At 33.1% G+C, this 14273-nt stretch carries 9 protein-coding genes; 4 read left to right on the top strand and 5 right to left on the bottom strand.

All coding sequences use genetic code 11. The features are described 5' to 3' along the window. Positions 1 to 41 precede the first annotated feature (41 nt). On the top strand, positions 42 to 2594 hold the full coding sequence (locus U0033_RS17255; protein WP_072363633.1) for a GH116 family glycosyl hydrolase: 2553 nt from the start codon (positions 42 to 44) through the stop codon (positions 2592 to 2594). A gap of 56 nt (positions 2595 to 2650) precedes the next feature. On the opposite strand, the gene U0033_RS17250 is transcribed toward U0033_RS17255, so the two are convergent. Continuing rightward, positions 2651 to 3783, bottom strand: a protein-coding gene (locus tag U0033_RS17250; RefSeq protein WP_322518458.1) for an IS630 family transposase whose coding sequence is annotated in 2 segments (ribosomal slippage) — positions 2651 to 3360 and positions 3360 to 3783 — 1134 coding nt in all. Because the reading frame shifts where the segments join, the coding sequence is not laid out codon by codon here. A gap of 89 nt (positions 3784 to 3872) precedes the next feature. Between U0033_RS17250 and U0033_RS17245 the strand changes: the two genes are divergently transcribed. Beyond that, on the top strand, positions 3873 to 5495 hold the full coding sequence (locus tag U0033_RS17245; RefSeq protein ID WP_143151020.1) for a hypothetical protein: 1623 nt from the start codon (positions 3873 to 3875) through the stop codon (positions 5493 to 5495). A gap of 163 nt (positions 5496 to 5658) precedes the next feature. Here the strand turns inward: U0033_RS17245 and U0033_RS17240 are convergent, their stop codons facing one another. The 3 genes from U0033_RS17240 to U0033_RS17230 form a co-directional block, all read right to left on the bottom strand. Next, positions 5659 to 6933, bottom strand: coding sequence for a YdcF family protein (locus tag U0033_RS17240; protein ID WP_072366706.1), 1275 nt, complete (start codon positions 6931 to 6933; stop codon positions 5659 to 5661). Positions 6934 to 7032: 99 nt separating this feature from the next. Continuing rightward, complete coding sequence (locus U0033_RS17235) at positions 7033 to 8655, bottom strand: hypothetical protein (RefSeq protein ID WP_072366704.1); 1623 nt, start codon at positions 8653 to 8655, stop codon at positions 7033 to 7035. A gap of 1007 nt (positions 8656 to 9662) precedes the next feature. Then, positions 9663 to 9911 (bottom strand): hypothetical protein, encoded by a 249-nt coding sequence (locus U0033_RS17230; RefSeq protein WP_072366702.1) that lies wholly within the window; start codon positions 9909 to 9911, stop codon positions 9663 to 9665. A gap of 988 nt (positions 9912 to 10899) precedes the next feature. On the opposite strand from U0033_RS17230, the gene U0033_RS33420 reads away from it, so the two are divergent. After that, positions 10900 to 11190, top strand: coding sequence for a UbiA family prenyltransferase (locus U0033_RS33420; protein WP_083571936.1), 291 nt, complete (start codon positions 10900 to 10902; stop codon positions 11188 to 11190). Positions 11191 to 11551: 361 nt separating this feature from the next. Here the strand turns inward: U0033_RS33420 and U0033_RS17225 are convergent, their stop codons facing one another. Then, positions 11552 to 12433 (bottom strand): IS4 family transposase, encoded by an 882-nt coding sequence (locus U0033_RS17225; RefSeq protein ID WP_326980873.1) that lies wholly within the window; start codon positions 12431 to 12433, stop codon positions 11552 to 11554. Positions 12434 to 12686: 253 nt separating this feature from the next. Here U0033_RS17225 and istA point away from each other — a divergent pair, with 253 nt between their 5' ends. Beyond that, positions 12687 to 14219 (top strand): IS21 family transposase, encoded by a 1533-nt coding sequence (istA, locus tag U0033_RS17220; protein WP_322518468.1) that lies wholly within the window; start codon positions 12687 to 12689, stop codon positions 14217 to 14219. Positions 14220 to 14273: the final 54 nt, after the last annotated feature.

Raw genomic sequence — 14273 nt, 5'->3', positions numbered from 1 at the left:
TTAGAAATCTTATTTCTAATTTGTTATTACAATTTAATTATATGCCTTTAAATAAGATTTTATTAAGTAGCTTATTTGTTTGTATTTTAAATTCTGTGCTTGCTCAATCTCCAACCTCCCAAGCCCTAAATTCGTATCATTACCTTAATGATAAATACACTGGAGATTATATTAAGCAAATTGCATTTCCTATAGGTGGTATTGGGGCTGGGATGTTCTGCCTTGAAGGAACAGGAGCTATTTCCCACATGTCTGTTCGAAACAACCCTCAAATATTTAATGAACCTACAATGTTCGCAGCTATAAATATTAAAGGGCTAAAAGATGGAACTAAAGTATTAGAAGGTCCGGTTCCCGATAGAAAAAAGTATGGTATGAGGAGTGCTGGAGTTGGTGCTCCAGGATCTGATTGGGGTCTTCCAAGATTTCAATATTCGGAATTTTTAGCAAAGTTTCCTTTTGGTATAGTAACTTTAAAAGATAAATCATTACCACTAGAAGTGGTTATCACTGGTTGGAGTCCATTTATTCCAGGTGACGAAAATAATTCAAGCCTTCCTTTAGGTGCATTAGAGTATAAATTTAAGAATACAAGTAATAAGACTCAGGATTATACTTTTTCCTATAATTCGACAAATTTTATGACAATTCCTCAATCGCCTTATCAATATGATAGCTCGATTGGGAAAAATTATATAGATGCTATACCTAAAGGATTTGTATTGTCACAAGAAGGTTCTGGTACACGGCAGGACTTTAATGGAGACTTTGCTATATTTACAGATGAGGTATCTACAAGTATAAATTACTCTTGGTTTAGAGGTGGTTGGTTTGATCCGTTAACAATGATTTGGAATTCTTTATTAGATGGTAAAATTTCTAGTACCTCTACTGTGGAAAAAGATGCACCTGGGGCTTCTTTATTTATTCCATTTAAACTTAAGCCTGGTGAAGAGAAATTGATTCGTGTATATATGGCTTGGTATGTGCCTGATACGAAATGGAGATTTGGGCAGCAATCAACAAAAAACTCAGATACAACAGTCGACGTTCAACCAAGGGAATTATCATCTGAATTTTATAAACCTTGGTATAGCAGTAAATTTAAAAATATCAAAGAAGTCTCTGATTTTTGGTTGAAAAACTATGATACATTAAGGAAAAACACCAATCTTTTTACCAATGCATTTTATAACAGTAGTCTTCCTCCAGAAGTAATCGAAGCTGTATCGGCAAATTTGACAATTTTAAAAACTCCAACAGTATTAAGACAATTTGACGGTCGGTTTTGGGCTTGGGAAGGTTGTGGCGATGACTTTGGAAGTTGCCATGGATCATGTACTCATGTTTGGAATTATGCTCAGGCTCTTTCTCATCTATTTCCCCATTTAGAAAAAAGCTTAAGGAATACTGAGTTTGGGGAAAATCAAAATTCATTTGGGCATCAAACCTTTCGATCTGCTTTACCTATACAACCTGTAGGTCATAATTTTTATGCAGCCGCTGATGGCCAATTGGGAGGAATTATGAAAACTTACAGAGAATGGAGGATTAATGGAGATAGCATATGGTTAAGATCTATTTTTTCTAAAGTAAAGAAGAGTTTGGATTATTGCATTGATACCTGGGATCCCAGACATACAGGAACCTTGGAAGAGCCACATCATAATACATATGATATTGAATTTTGGGGCCCTGATCCTATGTGTTCAAGCTTTTATCTTGGGGCGCTAAAGGCATTTTCTATAATTGAAGATTATTTAGGAGAAGATTCGAAATTTTATCGTGATTTATTTAATAAAGGGAAAATTACCTTTGAAAGTCAACTTTTTAATGGAGATTATTTTTATCAAAAGACTAAATGGATAGGTTTGAGTGCAAAAGATCCGATAGAGGTAGCAAAGCAAATAGATGGAAAAGATTATTCAGAAGATGCATTAAAATTAATTGAGAAAGAGGGTCCTAAATATCAATATGGAGGTGGTTGCTTAAGTGATGGATTGGTTGGAGAATGGATGGCTCGGGTATGTGGTTTGTCCAATGTAATTGATCCTGCTAAGGTCAAAAAACACTTGGTGTCTGTATATAAGTATAACTATAAAGTAGATTTATCAAATCATAGTAATCCACAAAGAGCTACTTATGCTATGGGACAGGATGGTGGTTTACTTTTATGTTCCTGGCCTAATGGAGGTAAGCTGTCACTTCCATTCATTTATTCTGATGAGGTTTGGACCGGGGTTGAATATGAAGTAGCTTCCAATTTAATTTTTAATGGTCAGATTAAGGAAGGTTTAAATATTGTCAAGACATGTAGAAAAAGATATGATGGAAAAGTAAGAAATCCTTTTGATGAGTATGAATGTGGACATTGGTATGCCCGGGCAATGTCCAGCTACTCATTGTTGGAAGCTTTAACGGGAGTAAGATTCGATGCCGTTGACAGTACGTTATTTGTTGGATCCAAAGTGGGTAATTTTACATCTTTTCTTTCTACCAATACTGGATTTGGGAATGTAATATTTAAAGATGGGAAAGTTAATGTTGATGTGGTTTACGGCAATATTCCTATAAGAAAAATCATTATTAATTAATGATATCCAAGTGCAGGCTTACATCTTATATTTGAAAGGACTATTCTAGTGTTAGGTTAATTATTAATTGACGGATACAATCTTTTTAACATCACTCTTGCTTCTTTGTTTGTGAATTGCCAGTTTATTTGGCTGTTCTTATTGTTTCGATTAGTTTGCCATTCAGTGACCTCTTCTTTTACCTTCTCGATTGTAGATATATGCCTGTTCAGGCATTGTCCATTCAATACGTGCAATTCTATTTCGGCCATATTTAACCAGCTTCCATGTTTTGGGGTATAGATGAATTCAAATCTGTCACACAGCCTTTTTGCTTCTTTGGGTTCAAAGGTCTCATAAAATGCAGCACCCGTGTGCGTTTTGAAATTATCCATCACCAGGGTTATCTTTTTCGCTTTGGGATATTTCTTATCTGCGATTTCTTTAATAAACATTGCCCAATCCTTTCTGGCTTTGAATGCTGTTACCTCCACAAAACGCTTCCCTTTCAATGGTTCATTTGCTATAAATATATTTACCATGCCATGTCTAACGTACTCGTAATCTACTCTTCTTTCCTGACCAGGCTTCATAGCAACTGGTTGTCTCACTTCATCGACTAACTGTTTTGGCGACTCGTCCATGCAAATAACAGGATAATCAGCATTATAAGGCCTTTTATATACATCTAACACGTTCTCCATCTTTGCCACAAATTCGCTATTACAATGCGGTGGGATTACCCACCCTTTTGATTTCCAGGGCTTAAGTTCATTTTTTTTAAGACCTTTCTTACTGTTACATGAGAGATCTTTTCTACATACTTTAATTCAACCATCTTGTCTGCCAGGAGCCGTAATGACCATCTAGCAAATCCTTTAGGTGGCTCACTACAGCATAATGTGACTAACTTCGCTTCTATATCTCCATCCACTTTAGACTCGTAAATACGATTTGAAGGCCGTCTTTCTAATACCCCTTCAAAGCCTTCTTCAATAAATTTCTTCTTAACCCGATCTATTGTGCGCATCCCAACTTTCAAGACTTTACTTATTTGCTCGTTGGTCACTTTTTCCGAGTACTTCCCCTCATCACAATTTAATAGAATATAAGCCATACGAAAGGTTTGAGAAGTATGTGAACCTTTATTTATTATGCTGTGTAATTCTTCAACTTCACTCTTTGTTAATTTAACGGTATAGCGTATCATCTCCGGAAATATTTCTTCAAATATACATTATATTTACGTCATTTGATATTTAACGAAACACTAGTTATAAAAATGTAATGCCAATTAATATGTCCAAATACCATGAAAATATTAATCCCACATGGGTAGTATTTATTGCAGTTTCAGCATTATTACTACCCATATTTATTATAGAAATGGGAGTATTAAAATATACAAAAGGTGTTTGGACATATATTATAGAGGATCCATTTATTCATATGTCGATAGCGAAAAACTTAGTTTTGCACCATATTTGGGGCCCTACACCATATGAATTTTGTTCTTCATCTTCTTCAATCTTATATCCCATCCTGATAGCATTATTATTTAAAGTTTTTGGATTCTATACAATAATTCCTTTTGCAATAAATTTAATTGCTTCTCTTGTCCTGATTATTATTTTACAACGATGGCTTAATCAAAACCGGATAAAACCAATTGGTCAAATTTTTATTCTGCTTTCATTAATTTTCTTAACTCCGTTACCTGTTTTAGTGATTCTTGGAATGGAACATACATTACATTTGTTAATATCTTTTTTATTTATAGATTATTTAGCTAAATATTTGGGAAGCTATGGCTCAGATGTTAGTGATCGGTATATTTTGGGGAAGATCCTGGTTTTAGGTTGTTTGTTAACAAGTATTAGGTATGAAGGTGTGTTTATTATTGTTATTGGTTTTTCGATTTTACTATTCCGTAAACTATATTTAAGATCGTTGCTGTTACTTTTTATTTCCATAGCACCTATTGTTTTATTTGGCTTTTATTCAATCTCAAAAGGGGGCCTTTTTCTTCCTAATTCAGTACTAATGAAATCTAGTGGTATCCCACATGATTTAATATCATTCACTGAATTTATTTCAGAAGGAGTTTGGGTGAAGCTATATTCCACAGCATATAATTGGAGTCAAATTGTTCCAAAACAAACATTATTATTATTGCCACTTTCTTATGTGTTATTTATCGCTTCTTCTAGAAATAAAATGTACTATCATTTTGGGATATTTATTTTATTCGGAACCATTATTACTCATATTTTTTTTGGCAGAATGGGATGGTTTTTTAGGTATGAAGCATATTTTGTTGGATTAACCATAATATATATACACTCTTTTATTTTAACTTCAAAAATCGATAATAACATCTTTTCATGGGAATGGTCTAAAATGATATTAATATCTATAGGCCTATTTTTGGTTATACCATTTATTTTCAGGTCATGGGATGCATTTCGTTTTACATCTGATGCTTGCAAATATACTTTTAATCGTAATTATTTAGTAGGAATGTTTTTGCATGAATATTATGATAATACTAACACGGCAATTAATGATTTAGGAGTAATTGCATATTATAATAAAGGAAACAACTTAGATTTTGGCGGTCTTGGAAATACGGATGTCACAAAAAGTGTGAAAGGAAATTATAATACACTTGATTTTTATTGTAAAAAATTGGAGGAAAGAAAAGTTACATTAGCTGTGTTGTTTGATGAATATTGTTTACCCTTACAAAAAGCTAGATGGGTTAAAGTTGCCTCATGGCATTCTGCTTATCATATTAATTATTTTAACACTGATTTCCAACTTTATGCAATTGATTCCACATTAGCCTTGGAGCTAAAGCATAATTTAAACAGTTTTAAGAGTAAATTATCCGATGATATAAAAATACAATATTATAATTAACCTGATTTTTTCAGATTCTACAGTCACCCTAATGCTGACTAAAATGAAAAAGAAATTATTATCAAATTGGTACTTATTGTGCGAGCAATAAATAAATGTTTGGCTATCCTTTCGTAGGTATACAAAAGGTGTACATACGGTTTTGAGCTTGATATATAACTCATTAAGGATCTAAGGGATCATGTGGATCCATATGTAAGCTTTCAATTATGGGGAAAAATGAGATATCTTGAGACGATATTTTTGTCTTTTTATAATAAGGAATATATCCAAGTTCTTCTATATTCCTATCATCAAAATCTTGAGTTAATATATATGCCGATTGGTCACTTGTAGTTACACATAATGCGGATTTTTCAGTAGGTATATTATATCTTATTATTAATCTATTAGCATTCCTGAAATTAGTTGTAGTGTGTCTTGCCTGAGGTTCAATAATTATTGCTTGTTCTGGTATATTGTATTTATTAATTAGATATTTCTTCATTTCGTAAGCTTCACAATAGGGGGTATGAAAAGGGTGCACATAGCCCCCACTCAAAATAATTAATGGAGCAAAGCCCTTTGCAAATCTGTCTGCAGCTAATTCACAGCGTAATTTACCTCCGGGAGAAATTGGAGTTGTGTATAATTCGGGCCCTTCCCCTGGAATCATTATGCAAGAATATTGGTATTTATTCCAGTTGATATTTTTTATATACTCAATAGCTTTTTTATTTTCACCACTTTCTAATGGTTCAAATCTAGCAGGCTCATCGCGATCATTGTAATCTAATAGACGTAAAGCGATTTGAAGAGAGGGCTGAAAAAAAACTGTAAAATTATCTGCTTTCGAATCGATGAATGTTAGCATTGATTTTAAGAAAACCTGATAATATTCTCCTTTTACAGGATAACTAACTGAGTCAATTCTAGGATAATGAATTTTTTGCCCTATTCCATATTGCCTAATTATATTATTAATTCCATAGAAGTATTGATTCCAAACTTTGATAAAATAATCTTTGTTAGTCAAATTGATGTATCTCTGATAATATCCAGAAGGTCTTAAATGGGTATTTATTAAAGAGTCTATTGAGCGATTGTTTGTTGTGTATAACTCGTCTAAAATTCGAATTAGTTTGGCTGAATCATTGCTTCGCCATAAGAATTCATTGAATATTGAATCACAATTTATTTTCTCACTGCTATCAATTGATATTTCATGGATTCGATGAAGGTTCTTTGTTAAAATTTTCGATAATTCTTTATTGCCCTTTAGTAAATCAGTTACCTGGGGATATTTGCTAAGTACTGCGATTAAATAAAAATTCTTATCTGAAATAATATTACCAGACGATAATGGATAGTAATTTTTATTATATCCTTGGCTAGGTTGAGAGTAACTATTTGAAGTAAGAATTATTAAAATGAGAAACAGCAATAATTTAATTTTCATATAATAAATATTTTCATGTTATGTCTTCCCATGATTATTTGCATTATAGGTGAGTATTTGCGTTTATTCATGAAAAATAACATTCGAATTGTTAAATATTTATTCATAATAGGTTATAATCTCATTTTTGGGAACTACTTTCTCATAGTTTTTTAGGTTAGCTAGTAAATTGGCTGTATAGGTCGAATCTACTGCATAAAATTGCAAATCATAATGTGGAATTTCAAAATCAAGAGAATGCCACGTTGCAACTTTTTTCCATTTTGATTGGATTTGGGATGGAATAGAAATATCAAATACAGCTGCAATTTTTATATCTTTCTCTTTTACAATATTATTAATAAAATTGTAGTTATAATATCCTCCATGATAGCTTTTGGCTACTTCATTATTTCCTAATCCCCCTATATCTAAAATATAACTATTGTTATTGAAGTAAGATACTTCGCCTAAATCGTAAACAGCGATGGGAACACCATCATAATATTTATGTATAAATTGTGCCATACTATAGTTTTGATTAAAATATCTTTTACTAATAGGCACAATAGTACTTGATGAATCGAAACCTCTTTCAAGAAATGGGATCACTAAGTACACTGAAAGTCCAATACTTATAATTGATGAGCTATTAATTTTAAAGTTTTCAAAGTCAAAACTAATATAAGGAATAATGCAAAAGACAAGGACAAGGCACATTACGATTAGATATGACTCGTATCTGTAGGAGAAATCAATTTTTGCAAATAGGAGATGAGTGACAGTGATTGCAGTAATTAATATTATACAATACCTTATGTTAGTTTTATCAGGTATTTTATTTTTAAATAGAAAATATAGGAGAGGTAAAATTATCAATGTTTTTTGTATTAATAGGTCATGCATCATAGCATGAGGGTAATATAATTTTTCAGGAATCCTTGTGAAAAAAGTAACTAAGCTGTTGGCTGATAGCGATAAATTATCGGATTTTAGTATTACAGAATTGGGAAGAAAGAATCCACCATGGAGTTTAGAGTAAAAGCCATATATTAATACAGGACAAACAGAAATAAAACCATATATTATAACAGGTATTATTTTACCTAAGAAAAACAAGATTAAGCATACTGTTATTATGATAAAAATGCCCTCGTATCTTATGCTGGTGACAAGCATACCATATATATATAAGGGTAATGGGATTTTCCATTTCTTATTTCCATTTTTAATTTCATGTGTAATCCAATCAGCAAAAGAAAAAATAATTAAATAGCAGAATAAGATTTGAAGCGTGTGCTCCATTCCAGTGCTTATTATATAAGCAAGTGGGGTAAGAAATATTATTCCAGTTAATCCTAATAATTGAAAAATTGGAGGTATTCCTAATTTATGATATCTCTTTTGGATTAAGATTATTAATATAATTGCCGCTATTATATTTATGATAAAAGGTGCAATTATATTTACCCCAAAAAATTTGAAAAAGATTGCTAATACTAATGGATATAATATGGAGGAGGATGCAGATGCAAACTCATATTTAGTAACTCCCCATGTATTATGTAGTACTATATTTTTGGCTATTGCCATATGAATAAACGGATCGTCCAATGAATAGGAAAAAATACCTTTTGTGTATAGAAGAATATAATACTCCCCAAAAAACAATGGTGCCAAGAGGAGTATTAGTGAAATAGATATAATGATGTGCCTATTTAATTTAAAAACAGAAGACTGCATAATTAAATTATTTATAGATTTATATATTGGCTCAAATGAGCGAAAGAATTTCTTTTTGAATTGATATTTTGTTATCTTACTTAAATCGATCTTAATGTAGATGTGTGTTTGGGAGTGATGTTAACCTAATAAAAGTTATCGCGGAGACTAATATACATCATAGTAAATGCATCCTGATCTCAGTTTACTATAAGAAATTATTCTTTGATTCCAATGTGTAGAAATAATGTTACTCTGCTCATGGGTTCTCTAAAAGAGCTGATAAAGAAACATAGTTCTCTCGGCTTATGAAAGTGTTAGCATCTTCTGAAAAAGTCATCCATGATATCATAAACGACTTTATGAAGTGCGTAAGCTGTTAAAATTGAGCATTATAGGCACGATCAAACGAAGATTTCCTGAACGGATTAAGCAGCCAGTGACAGTTCCAGAGTCCAGAAACAGTGGATTATGGACCTCATGTCTGATGGCTTGATTGATGGTTGATGTTTTCGGTTGTTGAATGTTATAGATGATTACGACAGGGAAACCCTTGTAGATTGAAATAAATATATCTTTACAGTCCTACGAGTTATACGGGTACTGGAAAGGTTAATTGAAATGCTGGATTTGACACATGAGTTAGAAATTAATAATGGTCTTGGATTTATAAGAGATTAGCTGCAACATTAGTTAGATCCTTATATTGATGTAATCAAAGGGTAGCTAACAAAGTTAAAAGGGATGATGAAATACCATACAGTGGATGGATATTTTATGTGTGAAGGCTGAATTACATGGTGTATCAATTCAATTGCCTTGAAAAATCACTAATTTGAATGAGAACTAAAAAGAGTTAATTTGGAGAGAGACGTATTATGTCGAATAACTTGGTAAATAGATTTTCTTTCGACCTCTATTGAAAAAGAACATCTTCGACAGGAATTTTTTTTAAAACGGCTTCCTCTATAAACATAGAAGGCAACCGTTTTACGCTTTATCTTGGAAGAAAGATAATTTTAGTTGTATTATAGTTTTGGTTCAACTTGCAACTGTTTATATGCAACATTAATTCCAGGAACTGTACAGAATAGAGTGTGACCACTAAAAACGTTCTGCGAATACTTTGTAGCGAGTACTGCAGTGAATTTACTACTGTCACCAATAGTAGTGTAACAAAATAATGTACCATTAAATCTGTGTTGGGATTTAAACGCTAATGCAGCACCCACAATGGTTATTAAACCGATGGCACTAAGAATAAAATTATTTTTCATAGTATAAAATATTTTTTTTTAACCCCCTAAATTTTAATTAATATCTGGGTAAATAAAATTATAGATCAAAATATAGAGAAATATTTGTACTTTTTTATCTCGATAAATATTTCATCAATTAGAAATAACTGGAAGATAAGTAAGATATGAGCTGTTATATCTTAAAAATAAAGAGTGAATTCATTTTTTACTTTAACACTGTAAACTTACAAATCTGTATATGAAATATACTTAGGATAAATAATAATATCTTGATATCGTAAAAGTATATCTGTAGAAAACAAATAGTTAATCATTATACAAAGAATATGACTTAAATTATAAGCCAATCTATTGGGTATTTAGGCATTAAAATTGTTGGAACAAACTCAAGATAATTTCAGGAATTAGATAATTAAAAATATATCAATACTCCGGTAGTTTTTATTCACAAAATTGATATTGAGAAACAATGTAGATAATTAAGGAAGTGTTTGCTCTGAGCTATATTGAAAAATCATTTGAGAAAGTATATCTAGTACTAATCTCAATGCCTTTGGCAAGGTTTAAAACCTTGTTGATGCAATTTTAAATGGATTATCAATAACTGCCAAACCTCAATAAAATCAAACCTCACAACAATTTTATGATTTCACTATTTGAGGTGTGGTTAGTGATACCAGTAAGGTCTTCGATTTTAAACCTTAGCAAGTTTGGCCGCTATTATGAGAAAAAAATTCAGGTGCATATGGTACAAAGTGAATTTAATGAACATAATCGCGAGAACTAGTATTCATTATAGCAATTGCATCCTTATCTCTGTGTACTATAAGAAAATATTCTTTGTTTCCAACGTGTAGAAAATAGAAACAGCCGTATATTAGATACGTGTTTCATATGCGGAGTTATTAATTGTTTATTCATCCGTTTTTGACTTTAAGTGGCTATATAGTGGTTTAAATATTATAGCTATTAAAAATGATCTACTTGAAAATTTTAAGACCATCTCATTGGGTTAAAAATTCATTTTTATATTTCTCTATTTTTTGCAGGAGAAATTTTTGATTTGTCCAGGTTTTTTTCTGTGCTGATTGGAGTAATATCCTTTAGTTTAGTTGCAAGTAGTATATATATCATTAATGACATTATTGACGTGAAATTTGACAAACTTCATCCGGAAAAATGTAAACGCCCTATAGCTTCAGGCGAGATTTCGGTTCTTAATGCATTTCTACTCTTTCTAATTTGCTTATTTATAGCGATTGTATCTACATCTGGCGCTCCAATTAATTTATCTTGATATTAAATCTATATTTTATCATTAATATCTTTACTGTTTTTTATTAAAGAACTTTCCTATTTGGGATGTATTAGTAATTGCTATCGGTTTTGTTCTTAGAGTTGAAGGTGGTAATGGTTACTCAATGGTTAATAATTATGATTTTATTACTAGCTTTATTTATTTCGATAGCTAAGAGAGGATATGATATTATTATAACAATGTTATAATGAGGACTGCGTCGAAGGGATATAAATTAATATTTCTAAATCATTGTTGTCCGGGTAACTCCGGGGTAAAATATTCCTGTATGCTTTGCAGTCAAGGCATACAGGGTTAAAATTTAATGTTGCGATTTCAAGGGGAGCTCCCCTCTATTTAATTACGTGGAAAAGGCAAATGACGCATTATGTGTTTTCCTCCATGCTTTATAAGTGTCTTTTATAAACTCAAGCAGGTCCACATAACTCATTAAATGCAATCGGATTACGGTAATCATATTCGCAAATGATTTTTTAGTAGCCGCCTTTTTCCGGATCACGACCATTAGCAACTGAGCGATTAGTACACAATAGACCTGCATTTTGATAGCATTATCACTTTCTCCCCAAAAGTATCGTAATGGGAAGTTCTGCTTAATCTGCTTAAAGAGCAGCTCTATCATCCATCGATTTTTATAGATAGTAGCTATCTTGGATGCCGGTAAAGTAAAATCATTGGTTATATAAATATATCTTTTCCCATCTTTGGCTTTATAAATAACCCGTCGCAGCTTTAGCCGTTCAGTCACAGTTCCATTTGTTTTAATACCCACTGTGATATATTGCTCTTTTATAACGCCAATGGCTTGCTTTTTCTTCGTTTTATCCACCAGCACTTTTGTTACATGAAATACAGCATTGTCTTTCATTCGGCTAACGAACCACACCTTTTGAGCAGTCCATTTGGCAAAATGGTGATATGTATTATATGCCTTATCAAAAACTATCCAACTACCTTCCTTCAACTTCAGGTGATACAGGAACTTACGGTCATGCTCTTTGGCAGGGGTAATCCTCACAAACTCTGTGACTCCGCTAAATGCATCCATTAGGGTATGTACTTTGATGCCTCCCTTTTTCCGGGAACCGTCCAATCGGTTACGGCCTACGCCTTGTAGTATCTCACTGAACAATGAAATCGTTGTACTATCAATGATTTTCAAATTCCGAATACTTAACCCTTTCAGTCGGCTGTCCGATATAAATGAGTTATATTTCTTCAGTAATCCATAATAAATCGTTTCAAAGACCAGGTACTTTCGGTTGTGTAAGCAGTAAATAATAATGCAGCAAAAATGGTAAATATGAGTGCAGCAGATTCGGTAACAATGCTACAGCAATAATGGTAACATTAATGCATCACTAAGATTACAGTTGTTACATAGTTCATCCCCCCAGGATTGTTCCCGGAGGGATTTTTTCAACCTTTGTCAATCATCACAAAGACAGGGTTAAATGAACTATTTAAACAAACTTATGACTTACCAGCGTATTCATCAACTTTACCGGGATAAACACTCTATTCGATCAATTTCCAGGATAACAGGACTAAACTGGCGTACGGTCAAACTGCAACTCTCAATGAGTGAGGAGGATTTTTTAACTATCAGCCAACAGAAAAAGGGTCGAAAGAAACTACTTCTGGAATTTGAAGATTTTATATATAATCGCCTGAGAAGTCTTCCAGATACATCTTCTGCTCAAATCCATGATTTATTAAAAGAACAGTTTCCCGGTTTTGGACCAATCAGCCCTAAAACAGTTTATAATTTTGTTATGGCCATCAGGGCTAAGTACAGCCTTTCTGTGGAAGAGCCAACCCGGCAATATCAGATGGTAGCAGAACTACCTTATGGGCAGCAAGCTCAGGTTGATTTTGGCTTTTATAACATGCGAACTACTGAAGGACGAACGCGCAAAGTACAGTTTTTCTGTATGAGTCTATCCCGCTCGCGCTTTAAATACGTATTATTTACAGATCGACCATTTACTACCATTACGGTTATAGAAGCACATGAGAGAGCTTTTAGCCATTTTGGGGGCATGCCTCAGGAACTTGTCTATGACCAGGACCGATTATTTATGGTTGACGAGAATTGGGGAGATCTGATCCTTACCGAACATTTTCGGCAGTATATCTCTCAGCGACCTCTTAAAACCTATTTCTGCCGTGCGGCAGATCCTGAGTCCAAGGGGAAAATAGAAAATGTCGTAAAGTATGTGAAAAGAAATTTTCTATATGGGCGATTTTTTAAAGATGTTCAGTTGGTGAATGAAGAAGTACTGGCCTGGCTCAAACGTACAGCCAATGCATTAATCCACGGCACCACAAAGTTAATACCAGCTGAAGAAATGGAAAATGAAGTGACCTTTCTATATCCCTATACCCCTGTTAAAATGATGGAACCAGAATATAGTTCCTATGCTGTACGAAAAGATAACACAATCAGTTGGAAAAGTAATTTTTACTCATTGCCACTTGGCACATATAAAGATCGTCAAAGCCGGGTACTGGTGATCAGGGAAGAACAGGAATTAGTTATTTTAAATACCGAAAAACAAGAGCTTTGTCGCCATATAATCTCACCACTTAAAGGACAGAAGATCTTACAAACTGACCATGGTAGAGACAAATCCCGGGCAATCCTGGAGATGATGCAAGAGTTTGCGACTCTTTTTACTGATCAGAAGGAGGCATTGGGATGGGTCTTCCAACTTAAGACAGAGAAACCGCGATATATACGCGATCAGATACAATTGCTAAAGACTATAGTAAATAAGCTGGAACCAGTCTTAGCGCTTGAAACCTTGTACTATTGTAGCCAATATCATATCTACAGTGCGTCTGATTTTAAGTCTGTTGCAGAGCATCTTGGGAAGCTACAACAACAAGAAATAGTCCCTGCAAATACGATCACCAATAACCCATTAACAGCTCCTGTTCAACAAAAAGCCAACACAGAACCAGCCAGGAGCAAGTTGATCAACTATGATATAATCTTCAATTAAATCCGATAAAGCGGCCAGGCAAAGCGTGGCCGCTCATTTTTAAATCACAAAATT

The organism is Chitinophaga sancti (assembly GCF_034424315.1).
Classification (GTDB): domain Bacteria; phylum Bacteroidota; class Bacteroidia; order Chitinophagales; family Chitinophagaceae; genus Chitinophaga; species Chitinophaga sancti.
This window is presented reverse-complemented; position numbering and strand designations above follow the sequence as displayed.

Excerpts from the sequence above, each read along its gene's own strand:
- U0033_RS17255 (WP_072363633.1), top strand. The coding sequence starts at position 42 with ATGCCTTTAAATAAGATTTTATTAAGTAGCTTATTTGTTTGTATTTTA.
- U0033_RS17245 (WP_143151020.1), top strand. The coding sequence starts at position 3,873 with ATGTCCAAATACCATGAAAATATTAATCCCACATGGGTAGTATTTATT.
- U0033_RS17240 (WP_072366706.1), bottom strand. The coding sequence starts at position 6,933 with ATGAAAATTAAATTATTGCTGTTTCTCATTTTAATAATTCTTACTTCA.
- U0033_RS17235 (WP_072366704.1), bottom strand. The coding sequence starts at position 8,655 with ATGCAGTCTTCTGTTTTTAAATTAAATAGGCACATCATTATATCTATT.
- U0033_RS17230 (WP_072366702.1), bottom strand. The coding sequence starts at position 9,911 with ATGAAAAATAATTTTATTCTTAGTGCCATCGGTTTAATAACCATTGTG.
- istA (WP_322518468.1), top strand. The coding sequence starts at position 12,687 with ATGACTTACCAGCGTATTCATCAACTTTACCGGGATAAACACTCTATT.